Genomic DNA, 26,496 nt, shown 5'->3' on the forward strand with positions numbered 1-26,496 from the left:
AACACCGCCTCTGGGTGGACGGCCTGATTCCGCCCATGATGCGGCCATGACACCTCAGCTGACGCGCCGTCACTTCCTGGGCATCGGCGCCCTCCAGACCGCCGCAGCCCTCGGCTTCACCCGCATCGGGATCCAATCGGCCGCCGCCGCCGAACCCCCCGCCGCGCAGTACGCCCCCGCCATCGTCGTGGGCTCCGGCTACGGCTCGGCCGTGGCCGCCCTCCGGCTCGGGCAGGCCGGCGTACGGACCGTCGTCCTGGAGATGGGCAGGCTCTGGAACACCCCCGGCCCGGACGGCAAGGTCTTCCCCTCCACCTCCGCGCCCGACCAGCGCTCCATGTGGTTCCGCACCCGCACCGAGGCCCCGCTCGCCCAGTTCCTCTGGCTCGACGTCGTCAACCGGGACATCAGCCCCTACCCCGGCGTCCTCGACCGCGTGAACCACGGCGACATGTCCGTCTACGTCGGCCGCGGCGTCGGCGGCGGATCCCTCGTCAACGGCGGCATGGCCCCGACGCCCAGGCGCTCGTACTTCTCCGAGGTGCTGCCCCGGGTCGACGCCGACGAGATGTACGGCACGTACTACCCGCGCGCCCGCGCCATGCTGGGCGTCAACGACATCGACCCGGCCTGGTTCGAATCCACGGAGTGGTACCGCTTCGCCCGCATCTCCCGCAAGCACGCCCAGAACACCGGCCTGAAGACCACCTTCGTGCCGAACGTCTACGACTTCGACTACATGAAGCGCGAGGCCGCCGGGACGGCCACCCGCTCGGCGCTGGCCGGCGAGGTCATCTACGGCAACAACTTCGGCAAGAAGAGCGTCGACAAGACCTACCTCGCGGCCGCGATCGGCACGGGCAACGTCACCATCGAGACCATGCAGCGCGTCGTCGGGGTCCGCCAGGACCCGGCCGGCGGCTACGTGCTCACCGTGCAGACCAGCGATCTGGCGGGACGGGTCACCCAGGTCAGGGAGCTCGGCTGCAAACAGCTCTTCCTCGGCGCCGGCAGCCTCGGCACCACCGAGATCCTGCTGCGCGCCCGCGAGCGGGGCACCCTGCCCGGGCTCAGCGAGAAGGTCGGGCTCGGCTGGGGCCACAACGGCAACATCATGACCGCCCGGGCCAACCACCTGTGGGACACCGTCGGCTGCAACCAGGCCACCATGCCCGCCCTGGGCATCGACGACTGGGACAACGCCGCCAACCCGGTGTTCGCCGAGATCGCCCCGCTGCCGATGGGCTTCGAGCACTGGATCTCGATGTACCTGGCCATCACCAAGAACCCGGAGCGCGGCCACTTCACGTACGACGCGGCCACCGACTCGGCGCGGCTCAACTGGCGCCGCGATCAGAACACCCCGTCGGTCCAGGCCGCCAAGAACCTCTTCGACCGGATCAACCGGGCCAATTTCACGATCTACCGGTACGACCTGTTCGGCGACAACAGGAACTTCGCCGACAACTTCACGTACCACCCGCTCGGCGGCTGCGTCCTCGGCGACGCGACCGACGACTACGGCCGCGCCAAGGGCCACCAGGGGCTGTACGTCGTCGACGGCTCCCTGATCCCGGGCTCGCTCGGGGTGAACCCGTTCGTCACCATCACCGCGCTCGCGGAACGGAACATGGCGCGGATCCTCGCGCAGGACCCGCGCTAGCGGTGGGGCCTCAGCCCCGGTACAGGGCCTCGATCTCGTCCGCGAAGTCCTTCGCCACCACATTCCGCTTCAGCTTGAGCGAAGGCGTGATGTGACCCGACTCCTCCGTGAACTGGGAGGGAAGAATGCGGAATTTCCGCACCGATTCCGCCTTGGAAACCGCCGCGTTGCCGTCGTCCACGGCCTGCTGGACGGCGGCGATGAGGTCCGCGTCCTCGCGCAGCTCCGCGGCCGTGACCCCGGCCGGCTTGCCGTGCTCCGCGGCCCAGCGGCCCAGGAACTCCTCGTCGATCGTGACCAGCGCGGCCACGAACGGCCTCGCGTCGCCGACCACCATGCACTCCGCGACCAGCGCGTGCGCCCGGATCCGGTCCTCGATCACCGCGGGGGCCACGTTCTTGCCGCCCGCCGTGACGATGAGCTCCTTCTTGCGCCCGGTGATCGAGAGGTAGCCGTCCTCGTCGAGGGTGCCGACGTCGCCGGTGTGGAACCAGCCGTCGGTCAGCGCCTCGGCGGTCGCCGTCTCGTTCTTCCAGTACTCCTTGAAGATGTGCTCGCCGTGCAGCAGCACCTCGCCGTCGTCCGCGATGCGCACCACGGAGCCCGGCAGCGGCTGGCCGACCGTACCGATCTTCGTACGGTCCCACGGGTTGAAGGCCGTGGCCGCGCAGGACTCCGTCAGGCCGTAGCCCTCCAGGACCGTGAAGCCGATGCCGCGGAAGAAGTGGCCGAGCCGCTCGCCCAGCGGGGCGCCGCCGGAGATCGCGTACTCGCCGCGCCCGCCGAGGACCGTGTGGAGCTTGCTGTAGACGAGCTTCGAGAACAGCTTGTGCTTCAGCTTCAGGCCGAAGGACGGACCGCCCGGGGCGTCCAGCGCCCGGCTGTACGCGATGGCCGTCTCGGCCGCCGCGTCGAAGATCTTGCCCTTGCCGTCGGCCTGGGCCTTGGCGCGCGCCGAGTTGTAGACCTTCTCGAAGACGCGCGGCACGCCGAGGATCAGCGTGGGGCGGAAGGACTGCAGCTCGTCGGTGAGGTTCTTGATGTCCGGTACGCAGCCCAGGCGGATCGGCGCCAGTACGGCGGCCACCTCCACCAGGCGTCCGAAGACGTGCGCGGCGGGCAGGAAGAGCAGCACGGAGCACTCGCCGGTGCGGAACAGCGGGCTCAGGCGCTCCACCACGTTGCCGCACTCGGCGAAGAAGTTGCGGTGGGTCAGCACGCAGCCCTTGGGGCGGCCGGTGGTGCCCGAGGTGTAGACGATCGTGGCCGGGTCGTCGGCGTTCGCGAGCGAGCTGCGCTCGTCGACCTCGGCGTCGGTGACCGCGCTGCCCGCGGCGTTCAGCGCCGCGACCGCGCCCTGCTCGATCTCCCAGACCTCGCGCAGCTCCGGCAGCCGGTCGCGCAGCGAGGCCACGGCCGCGCTGTGGGCCGGGCTCTCGACGATCACGGCGACGGCGCCGGAGTCGCCGAGGATCCACTGGATCTGCTCGGGCGAGCTGGTCTCGTACACGGGGACGGTGACGCCGCCCGCGCTCCAGATCGCGAAGTCGAGCAGCACCCACTCGTAGCGGGTGCGCGAGATCAGCGCGACGCGGTCGCCCGGCCGGATGCCGGCCGCGATCAGGCCCTTCGCCGCGGCCCGCACCTCGGCGAGGAACTCGGTCGCCGTCACGTCCTGCCAGCCGCCGTCGACCTTGCGGCCCATGACTGCGGTGTCGGGATGCTGAGCGGCGTTGCGGCGGATGAGATCCGTCAGGTTCCCGTCCGACGGGACCTCGTACAGGGCCGGAAGGCTGAACTCGCGCAAGACTGCTGCTCCTCTGGGCGCCATCGCCACCATGTGGACCGACCGGACGTTACCCACCGGTAGTGGGTTCCGGATAGAGGGAACCGGCCAGATGTTCCGTGCGTCACATGACACGGCTCTGCCATGCCGACAGTAGTCGACCCCGTTTGCGACTCGGAAGTAACCGCAGGTAGGCCGCCTGTACGGGCCCCATCTACCCCCGGCTGCCAGGCGCCCCTAGGGTGGGGCGCATGGGTGGCAGGAAAAGCAGCACGCGCGTCCACGTCGTCAGCGACGTCCACGGCAACGCCGAGGCGCTCGCCCGGGCCGGGGACGGCGCCGACGCGCTGATCTGCCTCGGTGACCTCGTGCTCTTCCTCGACTACGCCGACCACTCGCGCGGCATCTTCCCCGACTTGTTCGGGGTCGAGAACGCGGACCGGATCGTGGAGCTGCGCACCGAGCGCCGCTTCGAAGAGGCCCGCGACCTCGGGCGCCGGCTGTGGGCCGGACTGGACCGGGAACTGCTGATCGAGGACGCGGTGCGCCGCCAGTACGCCGAGATGTTCGCCGCGTTCCCGCAGCCCACGTACGCCACCTACGGCAATGTCGACATCCCGGGTCTGTGGTCCGAGTACGCCGGACCCGGCACCACCGTCCTCGACGGGCAGCGGGTGGAGATCGGCGGCCGCGTCTTCGGCTTCGTCGGCGGCGGACTGCCCTCCCCGATGCGCACCCCGTACGAGGTGGACGAGGAGGAGTACGCCGCCAAGGTCGAGGCGCTCGGCGAGGTGGACGTGCTCTGCTCGCACATCCCGCCGGAGGTGCCGGAGCTCTGCTACGACACGGTCGCGCGCCGGTTCGAACGGGGCAGCGAGGCCCTGCTCGCGGCGATCCGGCGGACCAGGCCGCGGTACGCGCTGTTCGGACACGTGCACCAGCCGATGGCGCGGCGGATGCGGATCGGCCGCACGGAGTGCGTGAACGTCGGCCACTTCGCCGCCACCGGCAGGCCGTGGGCCCTGGAGTGGTGAGCCCGGCCCCGGAGCGGCGGCCTCCGCACGCCCGGGCCCTGGAGTGGCGACCTCCGCACGCACGGTAGCCTGCACGCGGCGGCCGCAGGCCGCACACTTCCTCGAACAATCCCTGGAGGGGCGACCGCCATGGCCGAACACACCAGCTCGAGCATCACGATCGAGGCGGCGCCGGCCGACGTGATGGCCGTGATCGCCGACTTCGCCCGCTACCCCGAGTGGACCGGCGAGGTGAAGGAGGCCGAGGTGCTGGCCACCGACGCCGAGGGCCGCGCCGAGAAGGTCCGGCTGCTGCTCGACGCGGGTGCGATCAAGGACGACCACACCCTCGCCTACTCCTGGAAGGGCGCGGACGAGGTCAGCTGGACCCTGGACAAGTCGCAGATGCTGCGCCAGCTCGACGGCTCGTACCGGCTCGCCCCGCTGGACGGCGGCAAGCGCACCGAGGTCACCTACCAGCTGACCGTCGACGTCAAGATCCCGATGCTCGGCATGATCAAGCGCAAGGCCGAGAAGGTCATCATCGACCGCGCCCTGGCGGGCCTGAAGAAGCGCGTCGAGTCGGCCTGATCCATGCGCATCCTGCTGATCACCGGTCCCGGCGGGGCCGGGCGGACCACCGTGGCCGCCGCCACTGCCCTCGCCGCCGCCGGGAACGGTGCGCGGGTGCTGCTGCTCTCCGGGGACGCCGGGGATCCCCTGGCAGCCCTGGTCGGGGAGCCGACGGGGGAACCCGTCGAAGCCGCGCCCGGGCTGGCCGCCGTACCGGCCGGCGGGGTGCTCGTGGCCCGCGTGGACTCCGGCGCGGAGTTCCGCGAAGAGCTCGTCGCCCTCCAGGAACGCGGATCGGCCCTCCTCGGCATGGTCGGGGCCCGGCCGCTCGGGGCCGAGGAGCTCACCGAGCTGCCCGGCGCCGAACAGTTCGCCCTGCTGCGCGCCCTGCGCCGGGCCGCCGCCGCCCCGGACACCGACCTCGTCGTGGTCGACCTGCCGCCGCTGCACCAGGCCGTGGCCGCCCTCGCCCTCCCCGCCCGGCTGCGCCGCTACCTGGCCCGGCTGCTGCCGGCCGAGCGGCAGGCGGCCCGCGCCCTGAGGCCCGTACTGGCCCAGCTGGCCGGCGTACCCATGCCCGCGCAGTGGCTGTACGAGGCCGCCGCGCGCTGGGACGAGGAGCTGGCCGCCGTCCAGGCCGTCGTGGAGGCCGGCACCACCTCGCTGCACGTGGTCGCCGAACCGGGGCCGGGCGCCGACGCCGCGCTGCGCACCGGGCTGCTCGGCCTCGCCCTCGAACAGCTCCCGGTGGCCGCGATCGTCGCCAACCGGATGGTGCCGCAGGGCTCGCCCGACCCCTGGCTGGCCGGGCTCGCCGCCCAGCAGGAGAAGTACGCCGCCCAGTGGGCCGGGGCCGGGCCGGCCGACGACGTGCCCGTACTGCCGCTCGGACACCTCGGGCGGGACCCGCAGGGGCCGGACGACCTGCTCCGGCTCACCGGGGCGCAGGGGCTCGTTCCGCGGGCTCAGGCGGACTCCCGCGCCCGGCGGGCCTGGGCGGTCGAGGACCGGCTCACCGACGACGGGGTACTCGTCTGGGTGGTGCCGCTGCCCGGCGCCCACAAGCGGGACCTCGACCTGGTCCGGCGCGGCGACGAGCTGCTGCTCGCCGCGGGCCCGTACCGCAGGATCGTTCCGCTGCCCTCCGCGCTGCGCCGCTGCACGGTGTCCGGGGCCGCCCTCGCCGACGGGGTGCTCCGCATCCGCTTCACCCCGGACCCGGGGCTCTGGCCCCGCAGGCCCTGAACCGCGTACCCCCGTTCGGGTACCGTCGGAGGTAGTACGTCCGCACGCCCAGCAGCTGCCGCAGGAGAGTCCGCCATGAGCGAGGCCACCGACCGTCCCACCGACGACGACGCCTGGGCCAAGGCCTGCGCCGAGGACCTCGCCGCCGAGCAGGAGCGCCGCCGGGCCCGCGAGGGCGCCGGCGCGGGCGGCCCGGGCGGCACCGGGACCGCCGCCGAGGAGCTGTTCAAGCTGTTCGAGGCCGTCGCCGACAAGGTGTCCGGACTCAACAACCCGGTGCTCGGCGCCGCCGCCCAGGGCGCCGTACGCCAGTTCGTCAACCAGGCGAAGGCCGCCGCCAAGCCCGTCGTCGAACGCAACCCCGAGGTCTTCGACCACCTCGCGGCCGCCGGCTCCGAGCTGCTCGCCGCGTACCGCTCGGCCGTCGAGGGCCACGAGCGGCGCTGGACCCGCGACGAGCCCGCCCCCGGCGCTCCCGCGGACCGTCCCTCCGGTGACCGTTCCGACCCGCGAGACGAGGGCGGGAGCGGTCCGACGCAGCGGATCGATCTCGACTGAGAGGGCGCCGCCCTCGGGTACGGTTGGCCGTGGCGGGGTTTGACCGGAAACCGAGGGACTAATGGGACTCACCATCGGCGTCGACATCGGCGGCACGAAGATCGCGGCCGGCGTGGTCGACGAAGAGGGCACCATCCTTGAGACGTACAAGGTGCCCACCCCGCCGACCGCGGACGGCGTGACGGACGCGATCTGCGCCGCAGTGTCCGAAGTCAGCAGCAACCACACCATCGAGGCCGTCGGCATCGGCGCCGCCGGATACGTGGACGACAAGCGCGCGACCGTGCTCTTCGCGCCGAACATCAACTGGCGCCACGAGCCGCTCAAGGACAAGGTCGAGCAGCGCATCGGCCTGCCGGTCGTCGTCGAGAACGACGCGAACTGCGCGGCCTGGGGCGAGTACCGCTTCGGCGCCGGGCAGGGCCACGAGGACGTCATCTGCATCACGCTCGGCACGGGCCTGGGCGGCGGCATCATCATCGGCAACAAGCTGCGCCGCGGACGCTTCGGCGTGGCCGCCGAGTTCGGGCACATCCGGGTGGTCCCGGACGGCCTGCTGTGCGGGTGCGGCAGCCAGGGCTGCTGGGAGCAGTACGCCTCCGGCCGTGCGCTCGTCCGGTACGCGAAGCAGCGCGCCAACGCCACCCCCGAGAACGCCGTGGCCCTCCTCGCGCTCGGCGACGGGACCCCCGACGGCATCGAGGGCAAGCACATCAGCGAGGCCGCGCGCGCCGGTGACCTGGTGGCCGTCGACGCCTTCCGCGAGCTGGCCCGCTGGGCGGGCGCGGGCCTGGCCGACCTGGCCTCGCTCTTCGACCCGTCGGCGTTCATCGTCGGCGGCGGCGTCTCCGACGAGGGCGACCTCGTCCTCGACCCGATCCGCAAGTCCTTCAAGCGCTGGCTGGTCGGCGGCGCGTGGCGCCCGCACGCCCAGGTGCTGGCCGCGCAGCTCGGCGGCAAGGCCGGGCTCGTGGGCGCGGCGGACCTGGCCCGCCAGGGCTGACACCGGCTGTTGTCCGAACTGCCCGCCGCGCCCTCTGTGGGACGGCGGGCAGTCTGGCTATGTTGCCGTCCATGCTCCCGAACTCTGTGACGGAATCCGACGGTTCCGCGGTGATCCGAGCCCTCAGCTACAACATCCGCTCGATGCGGGACGACGAAGAGGCGCTGGTCCGGGTGATCCGCGCATGCGCCCCCGACCTGGTGTTCATCCAGGAGGCCCCGCGGTTCTTCCGCTGGCGCAAGCACGCGGCGCGGCTGGCCTCGAAGACGGACCTGGTGGTGCTGAGCGGAGGCGCCACGGCCGCGGGCCCGCTCCTGCTCTGCTCCCTGAGGGCCTTCGTGGAACGCACGGAGGACGTCCTGCTTCCCCTCACGCCCGGCCTGCACCGGCGGGGCTTCGCCACGGCGGTGGTCCGCTTCGGGGCGGCGCGGGTGGCGGTGCTGAGCGCACACCTGTCGCTGGACGGCGCGGAACGCCGGGCCCAGGCCGACCTCTTGCTGGACCGGCTGGGGTCCGCGGACGCCCCGTACGCCATCGCGGCGGGCGACATCAACGAGCCCCCGTCGGGCCCGGCGTTCCGCCGGCTGTCCGCGGAGCTCCAGGACTGCTGGACGGTCGCCCCCTGGGGCGGCGAGCACACCTTCGTCCGCTCGACCCCACCGCGCCGGATCGACGCGGTCTTCGCGACGCGGGGGGTGGAGGTCCTCGCCTGCGGCGTCCCGACCTCCCTGCCGGGCATCACGGCATCGGACCTGGACAGGGCGACCGACCACCTCCCGGTCCTGGCCACCGTCCGCCTCCCGGCCGGCGCCGACGCGTGAGGCGCGGGGTCCGGGGCGCAGCCGCCCCGGACCCCGTAACCGTACGGCGGACGGGCCCTGGGGCGTGTCCGCACGCCCCGCCTGCGCCACTTTTACGTACAGGCCCTAGACCACGGCTCCGCGGCCGGGATCGTCGTCCTCGTCGTCACCCTGGGACATCCGCGCGATGAGCGTCGCGAACCCGCCCAGGAACCCGCCGATCCCCAGCGTCGTGAGCCACCACGTCATGTCCCACTGCAGCAGCACCGCCACCAGCAGCAGCACCGGTCCGCCCACCACCGCCAGCCACGCGAACTTCGCCGTCGTGTCCGCCGGCGGCAGCTCGGGCTCCGGCGGGACGAAGTGGCCCTCGTCGGTCTCGTCCGGCTCCGCCGGCGTGTGATCGCGGGGCCCGGTCCCGGGCCCCGTGCCTTCGATGCCCACGCCCGGTGCGAACACCACCGAGCTCCCCAGCACCGTCGGCGCGGGCGGCGGCTCGGCCGGAGCCTGCGGCGCCTCCGGGGACGGCGCGGGCGCCACGGGCTCCGGCTCCACGTCCTCCTCCGGCAGCATCAGGTTCTCGATCGGCCGGAACGGCCTGGCCCCCGGCGGGTCCGGCGGCTCCTGCCCGTACCCGGCGACGATCGCCGCCCAGGCCGCCTCCTCGTCCAGCGGGGGGACACCCCCCGGGGACTCCTCGTGCTCAGCCACCGCTGGCCGCCCCCTCCCTGCCGACGCTCTCCGCGAGCCGCCCGACGAACGCAAAACTGTCCGCGAAGATCCGCTCCGCGTCATGGTCCAACGTCGCGACGTGGTAGCTCTGTTCCAGCAGGGTCTCGGTGACGTCCGTCGACGAGATCCGCGCGAGGATCCGCGCCGAGTCGGCCGGGTTCACGACGTGGTCCTGCACGCTGTGCAGCAGCAGCACCGGCTGCGTGACCTGCGGCAGCTCGGTGTCGACCAGCTTCAGGAACTGCCGCAGCGAGGCCGCGGCCCGGGTCGGGACCCGCGTGTAGCCGACCTCGGCGACGCCCGGCTTCGCGATGTCGCTCGCGATGCCCGGGGTGGACCGCAGGAAGTGCTGCGCGACCGGGAGGGCGAAGGCCATCGGGTCGTTGATCTTGTTCACCGGGTTGACCAGGACGATGCCGCTCACGGCGTCCCCGTGCCGGGCCGCCAGCCGCAGGGTCAGCGCCCCGCCCATCGACAGCCCGAAGACGAACACCTTCGTGCACCGCTCCAGCAGCTCCCGCAGCGCCCGGTCCACCTCGGCGTACCAGTCCTGCCAGCCGGTGAGCTGCATGTCCTGCCACCGCGTCCCGTGTCCGGGCAGCAGCGGCACGGAGACCGTCAGACCCTGCTCGGCCAGGTACTCCGCCCACGGGCGCATGGACTGAGTGGTACTGGTGAAGCCGTGGCAGAGGAGGACACCGACCTCTCCGCCCTCGTGGCGGAACGGCTCGGCTCCAGGGAGGACGGGCACCAGGGTCTCCTTCGACGGGTGGGGGGTGCGTAGCGCTGTGTGACTTCACCGTACGCGACGGGGGTGACACCGACCAGGGTCGTCGCCCCCTCCGCCCCGAGCCAGGGGATATGGTCTGTTCGACAGACACAGGAAGGCTTTCGAGTTGATCTACGGCGCAATGAAGTTCTCCATCGGGGGGTCCCTGAAGCTCGCCTTCAGGCCGTGGGTGGAGGGCCTCGAGAACATTCCCGCCGAGGGGCCGGCGATCCTCGCGAGCAACCACCTGTCCTTCTCGGACTCCTTCTTCCTGCCGGCCGTGCTGGACCGGAAGGTCACCTTCATCGCGAAGGCGGAGTACTTCACCTCCCCGGGCGTCAAGGGCAAGCTGACGGCCGCCTTCTTCAAGGGCGTCGGCCAGCTCCCGGTGGACCGCTCCGGCGCGCGCGGTGCGGGCGAGGCCGCCATCAAGAGCGGCATCGACGTCATCGAGCGCGGGGAGCTGTTCGGTATCTACCCCGAGGGGACCCGTTCACCCGACGGACGCCTCTACCGCGGCAAGCCCGGCGGCCTGGCCCGCGTGGCCCTGGCCACCGGGGCGCCGGTGATTCCCGTGGCGATGATCGACACGGAGAAGATCCAGCCGCCCGGCAAGGTCGTCCCCAAGCTGATGCGCCCCGGCATCCGGATCGGCAAGCCGCTCGACTTCAGCCGCTACCAGGGCATGGACGGCGACCGCTTCATCCTGCGCTCGGTGACCGACGAGGTCATGTACGAGATCATGAAGCTGTCCGGCCAGGAGTACGTCGACATCTACGCGACGGCCGCCAAGCGCCAGATCGCCGACGCGGAGAAGGCGGAGAAGGCCGCCAAGGCCGCCGCCGACAAGAACGACAAGGGCGCCGAGAAGGCCGCGGAGTAGAGCACGGGCGGCATCGCCCGCACGGGGTGGGGGAGATGGCGAAACGCGAACGTGTCGTGCGCATGTCGGTCGAGCAGCCGCTGTGGCGGGCGCTGACCGCCTACCGGTTGCTCACCATGGTCTACGCGGCCCTGCTGTTCGCCTCGGCGTACCGGGACTTCGACCGGCCCTGGGTCGCCGCCGGCTACCTCGCCGTACTCGCCGTCTGGACCCTGGCCACCCACCGCCGGGTGGCCAACGCCGCCAGCTGCACCAAGCGGTTCCTGGGCGCCGACCTCACCGTCGCGCTCGTCGGCATCCTGCTCACCCCGATCGCGGACACCCACGCGCGGATCGCCGGGGGCGGCCCCACCCTCCCCTCCATCTGGACCGCCGGCTCCGTCCTCGCCTTCGCGATCAAGGGCGGCTGGCGCTGGGCCGGCTTCGCCTCGACCTTCGTGGCCGTGGCCAACATCGTCGTGCACGGCGGCCAGCCCACCCGCGACACCCTGCACAACGTGCTGCTGGTCTGGGTCGCCTCCATCGCCATCGGGTACGTCGTCGAGGTCGCCCGGGCCAGTGAGGCCACCCTGGCCCGCGCCCTGGAGATCGAGGCCGCCACCCGCGAGCGCGAGCGGCTCGCCCGCGACATCCACGACGGGGTCCTCCAGGTCCTCGCCATGGTCCAGCGGCGCGGCACCGAGCTGGGCGGCGAGGCCGCCGAACTCGGCCGGATGGCGGGGGAACAGGAGGTGGCGCTGCGCACCCTGGTCTCCAGCGGGCTGGTGCCCACCTCCCGGATCTCCCGCGACGAGTCGCTCGGCGCGCTGGTGGACGCGTACGAGGTGGACGAGCCCGGCGCCGACGAGGGCGAGCTGGACCTGCGGAGCCTGCTCGCCCCGCACGCGGGATCCCGGATCAGCTTCGCCGAGCCGGGGGCGCCGGTGCTGCTGCCGGTGCCCGCGGCGAAGGAGCTGGCCGCGGCCGTCGGGGCCGCCCTCGACAACGTGCGCAAGCACGCGGGGGACGGGGCCAGGGCCTGGATCCTGGTCGAGGACTGGGGCGACGAAGTGATCGTGACCGTCCGCGACGACGGCCCGGGCATTCCGGCCGGCCGCCTCGACCAGGCCGAGGGCGAGGGCCGGATGGGCGTGGCCCTGTCCATCCGAGGCCGGCTGCGGGACCTCGGCGGCAGCGCCGAGCTGGTGTCCGTCCCCGGGCAGGGCACCGAAGTGGAACTGAAAGTACCGAGGGGGAGAACCCAGTGAGCCAGACCGCCGAGCCGCAGCCGCACGAGATCAAGGTGATGGTCGTCGACGACCACCCGATGTGGCGGGACGCGGTCGCCCGCGACCTCGCCGCCGCGGGCTTCGACGTGGTCGCCACGGCCGGGGACGGACCCGAGGCCGTCCGCCGGGCCGTGCCCGCCGCCCCGCACGTCCTGGTCCTCGACCTCAACCTGCCCGGCATGCCCGGGGTGCAGGTGTGCAAGGAGCTCGTCGGCGCCAATCCCGCGCTGCGCGTCCTGGTGCTGTCCGCGAGCGGGGAGCACGCCGACGTCCTGGAGGCGGTGAAGTCCGGGGCCACCGGCTACCTGCTGAAGTCCGCGGGCGCCCAGGAGCTGATCGACGCCGTCCGCCGCACCGCCGCGGGCGACCCGGTGTTCACCCCGGGCCTGGCCGGGCTGGTGCTGGGCGAGTACCGGCGCCTGGCCACCGACCCGGCGCCCGCGGCCCCCGACGAGCCGAAGGTCCCCCAGCTGACCGACCGGGAGACCGAGGTGCTGCGGCTGGTGGCCAAGGGGCTCTCGTACAAGCAGATCGCCGAACGCCTCGTCATCTCGCACCGCACGGTGCAGAACCACGTGCAGAACACCCTCGGCAAGCTCCAGCTGCACAACCGGGTCGAGCTCGTCCGGTACGCGATAGAGCGCGGTCTCGACGACGCGTGACGGGGACGTCCGCCGTCTCGCACCTCGTACGCATGTCCTCGTACGAGTGAACGGAGGGACGCAACGCCCCGTACATCCACCGGAATTGACCTTTCGCGGGCCCTTGCTGTGACTTGGGTCACCACTAGCGTGACCGTCATGCGGGCTCGCCGGGCCCTGTGGCGAAGGGAGATTCCATGAAGGTCGGAGTGCTGACGGGCGGCGGCGACTGCCCCGGTCTCAACGCGGTCATCCGGGCCGTCGTCCGCAAGGGCGTCCAGGAGTACGCGTGCGAGTTCGTCGGGTTCAAGGACGGCTGGCGCGGCGCGATCGAGGGCGACACCGTCCCGCTCGGCATCCCCGCCGTCCGCGGCATCCTGCCGCGCGGCGGCACGATCCTCGGCTCCTCGCGGACCAACCCGTTCAAGCAGGAGAACGGGGTCCGGCGGATCAAGGAGAACCTCGCCAAGTACGAGGTCGAGGCCCTCGTCGCGATCGGCGGCGAGGACACCCTGGGCGTGGCCGCCAAGCTGTACGGGGAGTACGGCATCCCCTGCGTCGGCGTCCCGAAGACCATCGACAACGACCTGTCGGCCACGGACTACACCTTCGGCTTCGACACGGCGGTCGGCATCGCCACGGAGGCCATCGACCGGCTGCACACCACGGCCGAGTCGCACATGCGGGTGCTGGTCGTCGAGGTGATGGGCCGCCACGCCGGCTGGATCGCCCTGCACTCCGGCCTGGCGGGCGGGGCCAACGTCATCCTCATCCCGGAACAGCGCTTCGACCTGGACCAGGTGTGCGCGTGGGTGACCTCCCGGTTCAAGGCGAGCTACGCGCCGATCGTGGTGGTCGCGGAGGGTGCGATGCCCAAGGACGGGGAGATGGTCCTGAAGGACGCCACCACCGACTCGTTCGGGCACGTGCGGCTGTCCGGCGTGGGGGAGTGGCTGGCCAAGGAGATCGAGGCGCGGACCGGCAAGGAGGCCCGGACCACGGTGCTCGGGCACATCCAGCGCGGCGGCACGCCGAGCGCGTTCGACCGGTGGCTGGCGACGCGGTTCGGGCTGCACGCGATCGACGCCGTGCACGAGGGCGACTTCGGGAAGATGGTCGCGCTCAAGGGCACGGACATCGTGCGGGTCCCGATCGCCGACGCGACGGCCAGGCTGAAGACGGTGGACCCGGCGCTGTACACGGAGGTCGGGGTGTTCTTCGGCTGAGCCGGAGCGGGCCGGTCCGGAGTGGGTGAACGGGCCATGGGCGGTATCGGACGTAAAGTGCCGAAACGACCCATGGTCCGTTTGGTTGTGCACAGCACGGGAGCGCACGTGGAAATCCTGGCATTCGGGGTGCAGGGCGACGAGAAGCCGCTGATCGAGAAGGCGTTCGCGGCCGCCGGGCAGCACGAGGTGCGCTGCCTGGACGTCTTCCTCACCGAGGACACCGCCCCCATCGCGGCCGGGTACGAGGTCGTCTCGTCGAGCGTGAACGCCGATCTGAGCGGGCGGGTGCTGCGGACCCTGGCCGGGGGCGGGACGAAGATGATCGCCCAGCGGTCGACGGGCTTCAACAACATCGACCTGGAGGTCGCCCGCCGGCTCGGCATGACGGTGAGCCGGGTGTCGTACTACTCCCCGTACTCCGTGGCCGAGTTCGCGTGGACCCTGGCGATGGCCGTGAACCGGCGGATCGTCCGGGCCTCGAACCGGACCCGGGACTTCGACTTCCGGCTGAACGGGCTGATGGGCCGCGACATGCGCGGCCGCACGGTGGGCGTGCTCGGGACCGGGAAGATCGGCGAGGCGTTCACCCGCATCGCGCACGGGTTCGGCATGCACCTGCTGGGCTGGGACGTCGTGGAGAACCCGGCCTGCGTGGAGCTGGGCATGAAGTACGCGGACAAGGAGGAGCTGTTCACGTCGGCGGACCTGATCAGCCTGCACGTACCGCTGCTGGATTCGACGCACCACATCATCGACGCGGCGGCGCTTCGGATGATGAAGGACGACGCGATCCTGGTGAACTCCAGCCGGGGCGGGCTGATCGACTCGGAGGCGCTGGTGTCGGAGCTGCGGGCGGGGCGGTTCGAGGGGGTGGGACTGGACGTGTACGAGGCGGAGGCCGGGCTCTTCTTCCTGGACAGGTCCCTGGAGGCCGTCGAGGACGACACCCTGGCCCGGCTGATCACGTTCCCGAACGTCGTGGTGACCTCGCACCAGGCGTACTACACGCACGACGCGGTGGGGCAGATCATCGACACGACGGTCCGGAACGTGGCGGACTACCTGGCGGGGCGAAGGTCGCAGAACACACTGGTCCCCGAGTGACGCGAGTTCGCCCCGAGTTCAGACCGCGGCCATGTGCGCGGCGCGGTGACAGGGCCTGGATTCGCCCCCGTGGACATACCTTCCGCGGCCCGCTGGCTCTTGCTGGCCGCCGCTGCAGCACAGTTCGTGTACGCCGTACGGGCCCTGCGGCCCGCGCTCCGCTCCCGACCGGGGGACCGGGTGGACCCGTGGCTGGCCTTCGCGGACCCGGCGGCGGGAGTCCCGGTGTCGCTGGCGCTGGCCTTCGGGAACCTCCCGGCGTTCCTCGCCGCCCTGGCGGTGCTGGGCCCGGTCCTGACCTGGCAGCTGGTCCGCGGCGTCGCGGCCCGCCGAGGGAAGCCGACCGCGGCGTAGCGGCCCCGCCGCGCGGAGCCGCCACGCGGAGCCGCCACGCCGGATCCCGCCATGATCCGAAAGGTCCCCGGACCCTCAGGCCGCGGCCGGGGCCATGCTGAGCAGGAGGTCCCGGAGCAGGGCCGGGCCGTTCAGGGTCAGGACGGACTCCGGGTGGAACTGGACCCCCGCGAAGGCCGGGGCCCGCAGGGCGTGCACCTCCCCCGTGGCCGGGTCGCGGGAGACCTCCACCGCCCGCTCCGAGAGGCGGGCGGCCGCGGCGTCGGGGCAGTGGGCCGTGTACGTGTTGTAGAAGCCCACCACCTCCTGCGCGCCGAAGAAGTCGATCCGCGTCTGCGCCCCCTGCGCCGGCTCCGCCTTGCGGATCAGCGGCAGCCCCAGTTCCGCCGCCAGCAGCTCGTGGCCCAGGCAGACGCCGAGCAGGCCGTGCCGGTGCCCGGCCAGCAGCTCACCCGCCAGCGCGCGCAGCATCCGCATCTTCGGGTCGGCCGTGTCCGCCGGGTTCCCCGGCCCCGGGCCCAGCACCACCGGACCGGCCCACGCCAGGGCCGCCTCCCGCAGCCCGGGGGCGTCGTAGCGGCGTACGGTCACCTCCAGCCCCGCCACCCGCAGCACGTGCGCCAGCATCGCCGTGAAGGTGTCCTCCCCGTCCACCACCAGGGCGTGGCCGACCCGGGCCGCGGGGCGGTCCTGCATCCGGAGCCAGAACGGGGCCAGGTCCGCCCGCCGCGCCGCCAGCGCCGCCTCGACCCGGGGGTCCTCGCCCAGGCGCGCCCCCTCGAAGGCGGCCCGCGGCGCCGCCGGGCGGACCCCGAGCGCCGCCAGTACCCCGGCCGCCTTCGCGTGCGTCTCCGCGACCTCGCCCGCCGGATCCGAGTGCCGCACCAGCGTCGCCCCCACCGGCACCCGCAGCGTGCCGTCCGCCGCGATGTCCGCCGTCCGGATCAGGATCGGCGAGTCCAGCGTCTGGGACCCCGAGGCGTCCACGCCCAGCAGGGCCAGCGCCCCCGCGTAGTAGCCGCGCCCGCCCGCCTCGTACCGCTCGATCACCCGGCAGGCGTTCTGCACCGGCGACCCCGTCACCGTGGCCGCGAACATGGTCTCGCGCAGCACCTCCCGGACGTCCAGCGAGGACCGGCCGCGCAGCTCGTACTCGGTGTGCGCGAGGTGCGCCATCTCCTTCAGTCGCGGCCCGACGACGACCCCGCCCATGTCCCCGACCGTGCACATCATCTTGAGCTCCTCGTCCACCACCATGGACAGCTCCTCGGTCTCCTTGCGGTCGCCGAGGAAGGCGAGGAGGGACTCGGCGGTCGGGCCCTGGGCCGGATGGCGGTACGTTCCGCTGATCGGGTTCATCACCACCGTGCCGCCCGACATCCGTACGTGTACCTCCGGGCTGGCCCCGACCAGCGTGCGGTCCCCGGTGTGTACGACGTACGTCCAGTACGCGCCCCGCTCGCCCACCAGCAGCCGACGGAACAGCGCGAGCGCGTCGGCCCGCCCGAAGCCCTCGATCCGGCCCTCGTAGGTGCGCCGGATGACGAAGTTCGCCCCCTCGCCGCGGCCGATCTCGTCCCGGATCACGCGCTCGACGGTGGCCGCGTACTCCTCGTCGGGCACGTCGAAGCCGCCGCCCTCGACCCGCACCGGATGCTCCGGCAGCGCGGCCAGGGCCTGCGCGAGCGGGATCTCGTACGCCTCCTCGGCGGTCAGCACGGCCAGCGGCGTGCCGTCGTCGCGCACGTCGAACCCGCGCTCGCGGATCTGCCGGAACGGGACGAGGGCGAGGGTGGGAAGCGGTCGTACGGGCAGCTCGGCGAGGCGGCCGGCCTCGTGGACCGGGCCGATCAGCACCTCGACGGTGTCGTGGTCGCGGCCGGGGGTGCGACGGCGCAGCAGGGCGAACGGCGGGCAGGGGCCGTCGTCGAGCAGGCGGCGGATCGGGTCGGGCGTGCTGCTGGGTTCCATGGGCTGGCGTCCTTCTCCGTGAAGCGGGGTGAAGGAGGGGCGGCCGGGCCCGGAAAACACCGAAGGCCGCCCCTCGGGCGGCCTTCGCGTCGTGCGTGTCAGTGGGTACGCGCGAGAAGTGGGCCGCCGGAAGCGGGCCACCACCAGTTCTGGTTCGAGTGCGCGTACATGCCGCCGACGATAGCCCACCCGCGAGCCCGCCTGCGAGTCCCACGCGTCCCCGCAGACACCTGTCTCACGGAGTGGGCACCGGCCTGGACGTGGCGCAAGACGCCGTAATGTGTACGAGGTGACCGTGAACGCTGAAACCCAAGCCCCCGCCGCCAAGGCGACCTGGCGAGACCTTCCCGCGGCGCAGCAGCCTTCGTACCCCGATGCCGAGGCACTGCGCGCTGTCGTCGCGGACCTCGAGTCGTATCCTCCGCTCGTTTTCGCGGGCGAGTGCGACCAGCTGCGCGCCCGTCTGGGAGCCGTCGCCAAGGGCGAGGCGTTCCTGCTGCAGGGCGGCGACTGCGCCGAGGCCTTCGACGCCGTGTCGGCCGACCACATCCGCGCCAAGCTGAAGACGCTCCTCCAGATGAGCGCCGTCCTGACGTACGCGGCCTCCGTGCCGGTCGTCAAGGTCGGCCGCATCGCCGGCCAGTACTCGAAGCCGCGCTCCAAGGACACCGAGACCCGCGACGGCGTCACCCTGCCGACCTACCGCGGCGACTCCGTCAACGGCTTCGCCTTCACCGAAGAGGCCCGGATCCCGGACCCCGAGCGGCTGAAGCGCATGTACCACGCGTCCGCGTCGACGCTGAACCTGGTGCGCGCCTTCACCACCGGCGGCTACGCCGACCTGCGCCAGGTGCACGCCTGGAACCAGGACTTCGTGAAGTCCTCCCCCTCCGGGCAGCGCTACGAGCAGCTCGCGCGGGAGATCGACAACGCGCTGAACTTCATGAAGGCGTGCGGCACCGACCCGGCCGAGTTCAAGGCCGTCGAGTTCTACGCCTCGCACGAGGCGCTGCTGCTCGACTACGAGGGCGCGCTGACCCGTACGGACTCCCGCACCGGGAAGCTGTACGACACCTCCGGCCACATGGTCTGGGTCGGCGAGCGCACCCGCCAGCTGGACCACGCGCACATCGAGTTCTGCGCGCAGATCGCCAACCCGCTCGGCATCAAGCTCGGCCCGACCACCACCGTGGACGAGGCGCTGACGTACATCGACCGCCTGGACCCCGAGCGCGAGCCGGGCCGGCTGACCTTCGTCGTCCGCATGGGCGCCGACAAGGTCCGCGACAAGCTCCCGGAGCTGGTCGAGAAGGTCACGGCCTCGGGCGCGACGGTCGCCTGGGTCACCGACCCGATGCACGGCAACACCTTCGAGGCCGCCTCCGGCCACAAGACGCGCCGTTTCGACGACGTGCTCGACGAGGTCAAGGGCTTCTTCGAGGTCCACAAGGCCCTGGGCACGCACCCGGGCGGCATCCACGTCGAGCTCACCGGTGACGACGTCACCGAGTGCGTGGGCGGCGGCGACGAGATCTTCGTCGACGACCTGCACCAGCGCTACGAGACGGCCTGCGACCCCCGCCTCAACCGCAGCCAGTCCCTGGACCTGGCCTTCCTGGTCGCCGAGATGTACCGCGACCAGTAAGCGGATCAGTACGTAGGTACCTACGACTGTGGGGCACGGATCGATGTGATCCGTGCCCCACAGTCGTTTCCAGGGCTTTTGGGCAAGCCTCACTTTGGGTACGGTTAGGTAAGCCTCACCGAATACGGGATGGCTGTAGAAACCATTCCTGCCAGGGAGGTGAACCGCGTGTACGTCTGCTCTTGTTTCGGGATCACCGACAAGCAGGTCAAGGACCACGCGGCCGCCGGGGCCTGCACCCCCCGCCAGATCGCCTCCGTCACCAAGGCCGGCACCGACTGCGGATCCTGCGTGCGCACCATCCAGGGCATCCTGGGCCGCGGGGCCTGCCCGCGCCGGGAGCTGCTGGAGAAGGGCAACGCGGCCGCCGTGCTCGCCGCCGACCCGGAGCTCGCGGAAGCCGCGTAGGGCCCGCGGAAGCCGTGGAGGGCCCGCGGGAGCCGCCTGGGGCGTGAGCCCGCGGCTCGGCTCTCGGCTCTCAGCTCTCCGGCTGCTCGATCAGCTGCGCGATGTACAGCGGCTCGCCGATGCTCTCGATGAGCTCCAGCTGGGTGTCGAGGTAGTCGATGTGGTGCTCCTCGTCCCCCAGGATCTCCTCGAAGAGCCGCGCCGAGGTCACGTCGCCCTTGCCGCGCATCACCTCGATGCCGCGCTTGAGGCGGTCGATGGCCTCGACCTCGACCTGCCGGTCCGCCTGGAACATCTCCGTCAGGGTCTGGCCGACCCGGACGTGGAAGAGCCGCTGGTAGTTCGGCAGCCCGTCCAGCATGAGGATGCGCTCGGTGATCTTGTCCGCGTGCTTCATCTCATCGATGGACTCTTCACGCGTGTACTTCGCGAGCTTGGTCCAACCCTTGTTGTCCTGGATCCGGTAGTGGAGCCAGTACTGGTTGATCGCCGTGAGCTCGCCGGTCAACTGCTCGTTCAGAAACTCGAGGACCTCGGGGTCGCCCTGCATCGCAGAGGCTCCTTCCAGGCAGTGTCAGCTACGTGACGGGGCTGGGGTATGGCCGATATCTCCCCGATCGTGCCCGGGGGAGTGCGCGCATCCTTGCACCGCCGCAGGGGGCCGTCCAGTAAGTGCCTCCTTAGTGTGAGTTGGCGTGAGTTGCCCGTATAGGGGCATACCTGGTCGTGACCACCCTGCGGCGTCTGTCACCATGGAGGCATGGGTCAGCCGGAAAGCCGGGAATCTCCGGGAGCAGAGCAACTGGAGCTTCCTCCGGGGCAGCGGCTGCAGCGCGGCTGGCCGGTCACCCACTACGGCCCGGTCCCCAAGTTCAAGCCGGACCGCTGGGAGTTCCGCGTCTTCGGGGCCACCGCCGACGGTGACAAGCACTGCTGGAACCACGAGGAGTTCACGGCCCTGCCGTTCGAATCCGTCGTGGCGGACCTGCACTGCGTGACGAAGTTCAGCATGCCGGGCGCCGAGTGGGGCGGAGTCCTGGCCCGCGACATACTCGCCCTGGCGCCGCCGTCGCCGCAGGTCACGCACGTGATGGTGTGGGCCGAGTACGGCTTCAGCTCCAATCTGCGGCTGGCCGACTTCGCCACCGACCGGACGGTCTTCGCCACCCACGAGGGCGGCGAACTGCTCACCGCCGAACACGGCTTCCCGGTACGGCTCGTGGTGCCGCACCTGTACGCGTGGAAGGGCCCGAAGTGGGTCCGCGGCATCGAGTACATGACCGCCGACCGCCGCGGCTTCTGGGAGGAGCGCGGCTACCACAACATCGGCGACCCCTGGCGCGAGCAGCGCTACTCGTACCAGGAGGAGCCGGGGGACGGCCCCGAGCTGTAGGGACGTCCGTCCGGCAAGCCCGCGGTCGGCGGCACCGGCGGGCGGCCGACCACCCCTCGCAGTGTCCGATCACCCCTCGCGGCGGCCGATCGGCCACGCCACCCGGATGGCCGTACGCGGCTCCACGCCCGCAGGCGGGTCAGTGGAGCTCGCGCAGTTCCTTCAGCAGGGCCACGTCCGCCGCGTGGCCCTCCTTCCCGCCGGGCGTTTCGGTGATCAGCGGGACGCCCTCCATCGCGGGGTGGGCGAACAGCTCCGCGAAGGCGTCCCGGCCGATGTGGCCCTGCCCGATGTTGGCGTGGCGGTCCTTGTGGGAGCCCACGCCCTCCTTCGAGTCGTTGGCGTGGATCAGCTTCAGCCGCCCCTCGCCGACCGTCTCCACCAGCAGGTCCAGCGTCTGCTTCGTCCCGCCCGGCTCCGCCAGGTCGTGCCCGGCGGCGAAGACGTGGCAGGTGTCCAGGCAGATCCCGAGCTTCGGGTGGTGGTCGAGCGCCTCGAAGTACGGGCCGAAGTCCCAGGTCCGCGAGCACAGTGAGAAGCCCTGCCCGGCCGTGGACTCCAACAGCAGGAACGGGTCGTCGTCGTGCGTCAGCTCGTCCAGCAGCGGCAGCATGTGCTCCCTGACCTGCGCGTACGCCGCCTCGCGCGGCCTTCCTGCCGTCGCCGAGCCGGTGTGTACGACCACCCCGAGCGCGCCGATCTCCCGGCCGCGGCGCAGCGAGTGCCGCAGCGACTCCACCGACTTCTCCACGGTGGCCTCGGTGTGCGAACCGAAGTTGATCAGGTACGGGGCGTGGACGTACGCCGGGATCGACTCCTGCGCGCACTGCGTGCGGAACAGCTCGTCCTGCGCCGGGTTCCCGACCGGGGTGGCCCAGCCGCGCGGATTGGCGACGAAGACCTGTACGGCCTCGGCGCCCATCTCCCGCGCGTACGTCAGCCCCACGGAGGCGAGCCCGCCGGCGACGGGGACGTGCCCGCCCACGGGATTGCGCACGGCCCGGTCCATCCCCTTACAGCCCCTTCGTGCGCAGGACGATGGTGCTGCCCTCGGGCGCGCTCTGGCCGCCCGGCACCGACTGGGCGTCCACCGTGTTGCTGAAGGAGATGAGCGGACGCTCCACCTTCACCTTGAACCCGGCCGCCTCCAGCGTCTTGCGGGCCACGTCCGCCTCCTGGCCGGTCACGTTCGGCACCGGGATCTGCCGGGGGCCCTTGGACACGGTGAGCGTCACCGTGTCACCGGTCGAGGCCTGGGCGCCGGCGCCGATCGACTGGTTGGCGACCGTACCGGCCGGGAACGGTGAATTGACCTGGTCGGCGGCCATCTCGACCTTGAGACCGAGGTCCTGGAGGGCGGCCCGCGCCTGGTCCAGGGGCCGTCCGACCACATTGCCCACCTGCACCGGCCGGCCCTTGCTGACCACGATCGCGACCGCGGTGTCGGTCGCGCGCTTCTGCCCGCCCTGCGGGTCGGTGGAGATCACCGAACCCTGGGCGACGTCCTGGCTGAACGCCTGCGTGACCATGCCGGGCGCCAGCCCGCTCCGGGTCAGCTCGGCCTTCGCCTCCTCCAGCGGCTTGCCCTTCAGGTCCGGTACGAAGACGAGCTCCGGGCCGCGCGAGACCGTCAGCGCCACCGCGCCGTTGCCGCGGATGCGCTTGCCGCTCCCGGGGTCGGAGTTCATCACCGTCCCGCGGTCGAAGGTGTCGCTGAACTTGCGGTCGACCCGCTTCACGCCGAGGCCGGCCGCCGACAGGTCGGACCTGGCCTGCGCCTCCGTCTTCCCGAGCAGATTGGGCACCTTGGTGAACTGGCCCGAGTTGATGTACCAGACCCCGGTGCCGATGCCGAGCGCGAACAGCACGCCGACGATGACGAGCAGGGTGCCGCGGCGCGGTCCGCGCCGGCGGGCCGGGACCGGCGCCTGCTCCGGCGTGGCCCCGGGCCGCTCCGGGAGCTCCAGCCGGGACGTCCGGTCCACGGGCGGCTGCGCCGTGAGGGGGCGCGGGATCACGCTCGTGCGGTCCTCGGTGGCACTGCGGTCTTCGGCACGCGCCTGCGGCGGTACGGCGTCCAGCTCGGCGTCGCCGAGCAGCGCGCGGGCGTCGAGGGTCAGCCCGAGCAGCCCGGCGGCGTCGGTGGGCCGCAGCTCCGGATCGCGGGCGGTCGCGTACGTGACGAGCTGGTCCAGGATGCCGGGCAGCCCCGGGACGGCGGCCGACGGGGGCGGCACGTCCTCGTGGAGGTGCTGGTAGAGGACCTGGGCGGGGGTGCCGCCGGTGTGCGGCTTGGAGCCGGTGAGCATCTCGTACAGCACGACGCCGCAGGCGTAGACGTCCACGCGGGTGTCGGTGACGCCGTTCTCGATCTGCTCGGGGGCGAGGTAGGAGACGGTGCCGAGGACGGCGCCGGTGGTGCTGGTGACGGTGTCGACGGAGCGGACCAGGCCGAAGTCGGCCACCTTGACCCGGCCGTCGTCGCCGATCAGGACGTTCTCCGGCTTCATGTCGCGGTGCACGAACCCGGCGCGGTGGGCGGCGCCGAGGGCCGCGAGGACCGGTTCGAGGATGTCGAGGGCCGCCCGGGGCCGGAGCGCACCGCGCTCGCGCAGCACGTCGCGCAGGGTGCAGCCGGAGACGTACTCCATGGCGAGGTACGTGTACGGCCCGTCGGTGCCCTGGTCGAAGACGGCGACGACGTTGGGGTGCGCGAGGCGGGCCACGGACTTGGCCTCGCGGATGAAGCGGTCGACGAAGCCGGCGTCGGCGGCGAGCGCCGGGTGCATCACCTTGAGGGCGAGCACGCGGTCGAGGCGGGTGTCGACGGCCCGGTAGACCGTCGCCATGCCGCCGGCCGCGATGCGCGCGTCCACGCGGTAGCGGCCGTCGAGTGTCTGCCCGACGAGGGGGTCATCCAGGGTCGTGTCCACCCGGCGATTCTACGAGCCGGTGCGTCGGGGCCGTGCGGGGTGTCCAGGCTTGCAGCGCAGCCGTGACATGGACGGGCGTACGGGGCTCACGGCGCGGGCCCGCGCCGTGAGCCCCGTCCCCTCCCCGCTCCGTCAGAACGCCGGGCGTTCCGGGTCCAGGGCGGCTCGGCCCGTGGTGGGGGAGGAGGGTTCCGCGAAGCGGCGCTGGGGGATGCGTCCCGCGCGGTGCGCCAGCCGGCCCGCCGAAACCGCGTCACGCATGGCCGCCGCCATCAGGACCGGGAACTGGGCCCGGGTCACCGCCGACGCCAGCATCACCGCCGCGCACCCCAGCTCCATCGCCAGCGCCACGTCCGAGGCCGTGCCCGCCCCCGCGTCGAGGATCACCGGGACCCCGGCCCGCTCCGCGATCAGCTCGAAGTTGTGCGGGTTGCGGATGCCCATCCCCGAGCCGATCGGCGACCCCAGCGGCATGATCGCCGCGCAGCCCGCGTCCTCCAGCTTGCGCGCCAGCACCGGGTCGTCGTTCGTGTAGGGCAGCACCGTGAAGCCCTCGTCGACCAGCGTCTCGGCCGCGTCCAGCAGCTCCACCCCGTCGGGAAGCAGCGTCCGCTCGTCCGCCACGACCTCCAGCTTGATCCAGTCCGTGCCCAGCGCCTCCCGTGCGAGGCGCGCCGTCAGCACCGCCTCGCCCGCCGTGAAGCACCCCGCCGTGTTGGGCAGTACGGAGATGCCCAGGCGCGTCAGCACCGACAGGACGGAGCCCTGCACCGTCGGGTCCAGCCGCCGCATCGCCACCGTCGTGAGCTCCGTGCCGGACGCGACCAGCGCCCGTTCCAGGACGTCCAGGCTCGGCGCCCCGCCCGTCCCCATGATCAGACGGGACGAGAAGGTCCGGCCGCCCAGCTCGAAAGCGTCGTCCGCCATCGCGCTCAGCCCCCCTGCACCGCGGTGAGGACCTCGACCCGGTCGCCCTCGCCCACCGCCGTGAGCGGCCACTGGCGGCGCGGGACCACGGTCTCGTTCAGTGCGGCCGCGACCCCGGACGGGGCCGTGGTCAAGGTGGCGACCACCGCGTCGAGCGTGGTGCCGGCCGCGATCTCGCGCGGCTCGCCGTTGACGGAGATGGTCATGCGTACGACTCCTGACGTGCGGTGGAGAACCGGCGCGGGCTGAACGGGCGGGCGATCTCGGGCAGCGTGCCGGTGGTCAGCAGCCGGGCCATCACGTCGCCGGTGAGGGGGGTCAGCAGCACCCCGTTGCGGTAGTGCCCGGTGGCCAGGTGCAGGCCGGGCAGGTCGGTCGGGCCCAGCAGCGGGGCGTTGTCCGGGGATCCCGGCCGCAGCCCGGCCCGGGTCTCGGTCAGCGGCAGTTCGGTGATGCCGGGCACCAACTCGTGTGCGTCGCGCAGAAGTTCGTACACCCCGCCCGCGGTGACCGTGGTGTCCCAGCCGAGTTCCTCGCTGGTGGCCCCGATGACGAGCTCGCCGTTCTCGCGCGGCACCAGGTACACGTGGCTGCCGCGCACCACCGCCCGCACCGTCCGCGACAGGAACGGCGCGTACGCCGGCGGCACCGCGAGCCGCAGCACCTGCCCCTTCACCGGCCGTACGGGAGGCAGCACCTGCTCCGGTACGCCGGCCAGCCGGCCGCTGAGCGAGCCCGCGGCCAGGACCACCTGGTCCGCGCGCAGCTCCGTGCCGTCGTCGAGCCGTACGCCGACGGCCCGGTCGGCCGCGGTCAGCAGCCGCTCCGCGGCCGCCCTGCGGATCTCCACGCCGGCGCCCTCGCAGGCGGCCAGCAGCGCGGCCGCCAGCCGGCGCGGGTCGACCTGGTGGTCCCCGTCCACGCGCAGGCCGCCCCGTACGCCCGGGGCCAGCATCGGCTCCAGGCGGCGGCACTCGCGGCCGGTGAGCCACTCGGACTCCAGGCCGCAGCGGCGCTGGAGGGCGTGCAGCTCCCGCAGGTGGAGCCGGTCGTCGGCGTCGAGGGCGACGGCGAGCGTGCCGCAGGCCCGGTATCCGATGTCCGTCCCGCCGCCGGCCTCGGCCAGCTCGGCGGCGAACTCCGGGTAGCGGGCGGCGGAGGCGAGGTTGAGCCCGAGCAGGGTCTCCTCGCCGTAGTGGAGCTCCGTGACGGCGGCGAGCATGCCGGCCGCGACCTGCGCCGCGCCACCGCCGGGCGCGGGATCGGCGAGTACGGTCCGCAGTCCGTGCTGGGCCGCCCGCCAGGCGGTGACCAGGCCGATGATCCCGCCCCCGATGACGAGGACGTCGGACCCCGCGGCCCGCGCGGATCCGGTGGATGCGACGGATCCCGCGTCGGATCCCTTCCGAGATGAGTGCATGGGCGTCCAGCCCCTCCCTTCGCCGGCATGACCCGGATCAGGTTCGTACGGTCGGAGGCCGCTCAGCCTCCCTCTCAGCCCGGTCCGCCCGGACTCCCGCGATAGGTACGGGCGCCAGCCTAACCCCGCCGCCGGGGGCGGGTAAGGCTGCCTCCCCGGCCGCCGCGCCGGGCCGCTG

26 protein-coding genes and 1 riboswitch are annotated in these 26,496 nt (G+C 72.4%); of the genes, 16 read left to right on the forward strand and 10 right to left on the reverse strand.

Annotated elements, in window-relative coordinates; translation table 11 throughout:
• Positions 1-46 precede the first annotated feature (46 nt).
• Positions 47-1,663 carry a GMC oxidoreductase gene (locus tag ACFY1T_RS07135; RefSeq protein WP_390787310.1) on the forward strand — a complete coding sequence of 539 codons (1,617 nt, stop codon included), beginning with the start codon at positions 47-49 and terminating at the stop codon, positions 1,661-1,663.
• Between the two features lie 10 nt (positions 1,664-1,673).
• Here the strand turns inward: ACFY1T_RS07135 and ACFY1T_RS07140 are convergent, their stop codons facing one another.
• Positions 1,674-3,470, reverse strand: a complete 1,797-nt coding sequence (locus tag ACFY1T_RS07140) for an AMP-dependent synthetase/ligase (RefSeq protein WP_390787311.1) — start codon at positions 3,468-3,470, stop codon at positions 1,674-1,676.
• Positions 3,471-3,700: 230 nt separating this feature from the next.
• On the opposite strand from ACFY1T_RS07140, the gene ACFY1T_RS07145 reads away from it, so the two are divergent.
• The 6 genes from ACFY1T_RS07145 to ACFY1T_RS07170 all read left to right on the forward strand — a co-directional run bounded on the left by ACFY1T_RS07145 (position 3,701) and on the right by ACFY1T_RS07170 (position 8,662).
• Complete coding sequence (locus ACFY1T_RS07145; RefSeq protein ID WP_390787312.1) at positions 3,701-4,483, forward strand: metallophosphoesterase; 783 nt, start codon at positions 3,701-3,703, stop codon at positions 4,481-4,483.
• Between the two features lie 129 nt (positions 4,484-4,612).
• Complete coding sequence (locus tag ACFY1T_RS07150; RefSeq protein WP_030863550.1) at positions 4,613-5,053, forward strand: SRPBCC family protein; 441 nt, start codon at positions 4,613-4,615, stop codon at positions 5,051-5,053.
• Between the two features lie 3 nt (positions 5,054-5,056).
• Complete coding sequence (locus ACFY1T_RS07155; RefSeq protein ID WP_390787313.1) at positions 5,057-6,280, forward strand: ArsA-related P-loop ATPase; 1,224 nt, start codon at positions 5,057-5,059, stop codon at positions 6,278-6,280.
• A gap of 75 nt (positions 6,281-6,355) precedes the next feature.
• On the forward strand, positions 6,356-6,838 hold the full coding sequence (locus ACFY1T_RS07160; protein WP_376015472.1) for a DUF5304 domain-containing protein: 483 nt from the start codon (positions 6,356-6,358) through the stop codon (positions 6,836-6,838).
• 61 nt (positions 6,839-6,899) lie between these two features.
• Positions 6,900-7,841, forward strand: a complete 942-nt coding sequence (locus tag ACFY1T_RS07165; protein WP_030863559.1) for an ROK family glucokinase — start codon at positions 6,900-6,902, stop codon at positions 7,839-7,841.
• A 71-nt stretch (positions 7,842-7,912) separates the two neighbouring features.
• Positions 7,913-8,662 (forward strand): endonuclease/exonuclease/phosphatase family protein, encoded by a 750-nt coding sequence (locus ACFY1T_RS07170; RefSeq protein WP_390787314.1) that lies wholly within the window; start codon positions 7,913-7,915, stop codon positions 8,660-8,662.
• 105 nt (positions 8,663-8,767) lie between these two features.
• Here the strand turns inward: ACFY1T_RS07170 and ACFY1T_RS07175 are convergent, their stop codons facing one another.
• Both ACFY1T_RS07175 and ACFY1T_RS07180 read right to left on the reverse strand, forming a co-directional pair.
• The gene (locus tag ACFY1T_RS07175) at positions 8,768-9,352 is read right to left on the reverse strand and encodes a hypothetical protein (RefSeq protein WP_390787315.1); all 585 of its coding nucleotides are present in this window, start codon (positions 9,350-9,352) and stop codon (positions 8,768-8,770) included.
• Positions 9,345-10,124 carry an alpha/beta hydrolase gene (locus tag ACFY1T_RS07180; protein WP_390787316.1) on the reverse strand — a complete coding sequence of 260 codons (780 nt, stop codon included), beginning with the start codon at positions 10,122-10,124 and terminating at the stop codon, positions 9,345-9,347. Before ACFY1T_RS07180 ends, ACFY1T_RS07175 begins: the two co-directional genes overlap by 8 nt.
• Before the next feature lie 145 nt (positions 10,125-10,269).
• On the opposite strand from ACFY1T_RS07180, the gene ACFY1T_RS07185 reads away from it, so the two are divergent.
• The 6 genes from ACFY1T_RS07185 to ACFY1T_RS07210 all read left to right on the forward strand — a co-directional run bounded on the left by ACFY1T_RS07185 (position 10,270) and on the right by ACFY1T_RS07210 (position 15,621).
• A complete protein-coding gene (locus ACFY1T_RS07185) occupies positions 10,270-11,025 on the forward strand; it encodes a lysophospholipid acyltransferase family protein (protein ID WP_390787317.1) in 756 nt (251 codons plus the stop codon).
• 35 nt (positions 11,026-11,060) lie between these two features.
• Positions 11,061-12,272, forward strand: a complete 1,212-nt coding sequence (gene macS, locus ACFY1T_RS07190; protein WP_390787318.1) for a MacS family sensor histidine kinase — start codon at positions 11,061-11,063, stop codon at positions 12,270-12,272.
• Between the two features lie 38 nt (positions 12,273-12,310).
• The gene (locus ACFY1T_RS07195) at positions 12,311-12,955 is read left to right on the forward strand and encodes a response regulator transcription factor (protein WP_051696177.1); all 645 of its coding nucleotides are present in this window, start codon (positions 12,311-12,313) and stop codon (positions 12,953-12,955) included.
• A 176-nt stretch (positions 12,956-13,131) separates the two neighbouring features.
• Positions 13,132-14,160, forward strand: coding sequence for a 6-phosphofructokinase (locus ACFY1T_RS07200; RefSeq protein ID WP_390787319.1), 1,029 nt, complete (start codon positions 13,132-13,134; stop codon positions 14,158-14,160).
• Between the two features lie 108 nt (positions 14,161-14,268).
• Positions 14,269-15,267 (forward strand): 2-hydroxyacid dehydrogenase, encoded by a 999-nt coding sequence (locus ACFY1T_RS07205; protein WP_390787320.1) that lies wholly within the window; start codon positions 14,269-14,271, stop codon positions 15,265-15,267.
• Between the two features lie 69 nt (positions 15,268-15,336).
• A complete protein-coding gene (locus ACFY1T_RS07210; protein ID WP_390787321.1) occupies positions 15,337-15,621 on the forward strand; it encodes a hypothetical protein in 285 nt (94 codons plus the stop codon).
• A 75-nt stretch (positions 15,622-15,696) separates the two neighbouring features.
• Here the strand turns inward: ACFY1T_RS07210 and ACFY1T_RS07215 are convergent, their stop codons facing one another.
• Positions 15,697-17,592 carry an anthranilate synthase family protein gene (locus ACFY1T_RS07215; protein WP_390787322.1) on the reverse strand — a complete coding sequence of 632 codons (1,896 nt, stop codon included), beginning with the start codon at positions 17,590-17,592 and terminating at the stop codon, positions 15,697-15,699.
• Positions 17,593-17,872: 280 nt separating this feature from the next.
• On the opposite strand from ACFY1T_RS07215, the gene ACFY1T_RS07220 reads away from it, so the two are divergent.
• Together ACFY1T_RS07220 and ACFY1T_RS07225 are read left to right on the forward strand one after the other, a co-directional pair.
• Complete coding sequence (locus ACFY1T_RS07220; protein WP_390787323.1) at positions 17,873-19,237, forward strand: class II 3-deoxy-7-phosphoheptulonate synthase; 1,365 nt, start codon at positions 17,873-17,875, stop codon at positions 19,235-19,237.
• Positions 19,238-19,366: 129 nt separating this feature from the next.
• Entirely contained in the window at positions 19,367-19,645 is a 279-nt protein-coding gene (locus tag ACFY1T_RS07225; protein ID WP_390787324.1) for a bacterioferritin-associated ferredoxin, read from the forward strand.
• Between the two features lie 70 nt (positions 19,646-19,715).
• Here the strand turns inward: ACFY1T_RS07225 and bfr are convergent, their stop codons facing one another.
• A complete protein-coding gene (gene bfr, locus ACFY1T_RS07230) occupies positions 19,716-20,195 on the reverse strand; it encodes a bacterioferritin (protein WP_030863600.1) in 480 nt (159 codons plus the stop codon).
• 210 nt (positions 20,196-20,405) lie between these two features.
• On the opposite strand from bfr, the gene ACFY1T_RS07235 reads away from it, so the two are divergent.
• The gene (locus tag ACFY1T_RS07235) at positions 20,406-21,038 is read left to right on the forward strand and encodes a sulfite oxidase-like oxidoreductase (protein ID WP_030863602.1); all 633 of its coding nucleotides are present in this window, start codon (positions 20,406-20,408) and stop codon (positions 21,036-21,038) included.
• A 139-nt stretch (positions 21,039-21,177) separates the two neighbouring features.
• Here the strand turns inward: ACFY1T_RS07235 and ACFY1T_RS07240 are convergent, their stop codons facing one another.
• The 5 genes from ACFY1T_RS07240 to thiO form a co-directional block, all read right to left on the reverse strand.
• Complete coding sequence (locus ACFY1T_RS07240; RefSeq protein WP_390787325.1) at positions 21,178-22,047, reverse strand: deoxyribonuclease IV; 870 nt, start codon at positions 22,045-22,047, stop codon at positions 21,178-21,180.
• A gap of 4 nt (positions 22,048-22,051) precedes the next feature.
• Entirely contained in the window at positions 22,052-23,971 is a 1,920-nt protein-coding gene (pknB, locus tag ACFY1T_RS07245; RefSeq protein WP_390787326.1) for a Stk1 family PASTA domain-containing Ser/Thr kinase, read from the reverse strand.
• Between the two features lie 132 nt (positions 23,972-24,103).
• On the reverse strand, positions 24,104-24,898 hold the full coding sequence (locus ACFY1T_RS07250; protein ID WP_030863613.1) for a thiazole synthase: 795 nt from the start codon (positions 24,896-24,898) through the stop codon (positions 24,104-24,106).
• A gap of 5 nt (positions 24,899-24,903) precedes the next feature.
• Complete coding sequence (gene thiS, locus ACFY1T_RS07255; protein ID WP_390787327.1) at positions 24,904-25,104, reverse strand: sulfur carrier protein ThiS; 201 nt, start codon at positions 25,102-25,104, stop codon at positions 24,904-24,906.
• Positions 25,101-26,318: a glycine oxidase ThiO gene (gene thiO, locus ACFY1T_RS07260; RefSeq protein WP_390787328.1), complete on the reverse strand. Its 1,218-nt coding sequence runs from the start codon at positions 26,316-26,318 to the stop codon at positions 25,101-25,103. Before thiO ends, thiS begins: the two co-directional genes overlap by 4 nt.
• Positions 26,316-26,428, reverse strand: a riboswitch (TPP riboswitch). Its footprint overlaps the gene before it by 3 nt.
• Positions 26,429-26,496 lie beyond the last annotated feature (68 nt).

Source organism: Streptomyces sp. NPDC001194 (assembly GCF_042896985.1).
In the GTDB taxonomy this organism is placed as follows: domain Bacteria; phylum Actinomycetota; class Actinomycetes; order Streptomycetales; family Streptomycetaceae; genus Streptomyces.

Excerpts from the sequence above, each read along its gene's own strand:
- ACFY1T_RS07165 (WP_030863559.1), top strand. The coding sequence starts at position 6,900 with ATGGGACTCACCATCGGCGTCGACATCGGCGGCACGAAGATCGCGGCC.
- ACFY1T_RS07200 (WP_390787319.1), top strand. The coding sequence starts at position 13,132 with ATGAAGGTCGGAGTGCTGACGGGCGGCGGCGACTGCCCCGGTCTCAAC.
- ACFY1T_RS07250 (WP_030863613.1), bottom strand. The coding sequence starts at position 24,898 with ATGGCGGACGACGCTTTCGAGCTGGGCGGCCGGACCTTCTCGTCCCGT.
- ACFY1T_RS07195 (WP_051696177.1), top strand. The coding sequence starts at position 12,311 with ATGGTCGTCGACGACCACCCGATGTGGCGGGACGCGGTCGCCCGCGAC.
- ACFY1T_RS07215 (WP_390787322.1), bottom strand. The coding sequence starts at position 17,592 with ATGGAACCCAGCAGCACGCCCGACCCGATCCGCCGCCTGCTCGACGAC.
- ACFY1T_RS07135 (WP_390787310.1), top strand. The coding sequence starts at position 47 with ATGACACCTCAGCTGACGCGCCGTCACTTCCTGGGCATCGGCGCCCTC.
- ACFY1T_RS07225 (WP_390787324.1), top strand. The coding sequence starts at position 19,367 with ATGGCTGTAGAAACCATTCCTGCCAGGGAGGTGAACCGCGTGTACGTC.
- bfr (WP_030863600.1), bottom strand. The coding sequence starts at position 20,195 with ATGCAGGGCGACCCCGAGGTCCTCGAGTTTCTGAACGAGCAGTTGACC.
- thiO (WP_390787328.1), bottom strand. The coding sequence starts at position 26,318 with ATGCACTCATCTCGGAAGGGATCCGACGCGGGATCCGTCGCATCCACC.
- macS (WP_390787318.1), top strand. The coding sequence starts at position 11,061 with ATGGCGAAACGCGAACGTGTCGTGCGCATGTCGGTCGAGCAGCCGCTG.
- ACFY1T_RS07150 (WP_030863550.1), top strand. The coding sequence starts at position 4,613 with ATGGCCGAACACACCAGCTCGAGCATCACGATCGAGGCGGCGCCGGCC.
- ACFY1T_RS07235 (WP_030863602.1), top strand. The coding sequence starts at position 20,406 with ATGGGTCAGCCGGAAAGCCGGGAATCTCCGGGAGCAGAGCAACTGGAG.
- ACFY1T_RS07160 (WP_376015472.1), top strand. The coding sequence starts at position 6,356 with ATGAGCGAGGCCACCGACCGTCCCACCGACGACGACGCCTGGGCCAAG.
- ACFY1T_RS07145 (WP_390787312.1), top strand. The coding sequence starts at position 3,701 with ATGGGTGGCAGGAAAAGCAGCACGCGCGTCCACGTCGTCAGCGACGTC.
- ACFY1T_RS07240 (WP_390787325.1), bottom strand. The coding sequence starts at position 22,047 with ATGGACCGGGCCGTGCGCAATCCCGTGGGCGGGCACGTCCCCGTCGCC.
- ACFY1T_RS07170 (WP_390787314.1), top strand. The coding sequence starts at position 7,913 with ATGCTCCCGAACTCTGTGACGGAATCCGACGGTTCCGCGGTGATCCGA.
- thiS (WP_390787327.1), bottom strand. The coding sequence starts at position 25,104 with ATGACCATCTCCGTCAACGGCGAGCCGCGCGAGATCGCGGCCGGCACC.
- ACFY1T_RS07155 (WP_390787313.1), top strand. The coding sequence starts at position 5,057 with ATGCGCATCCTGCTGATCACCGGTCCCGGCGGGGCCGGGCGGACCACC.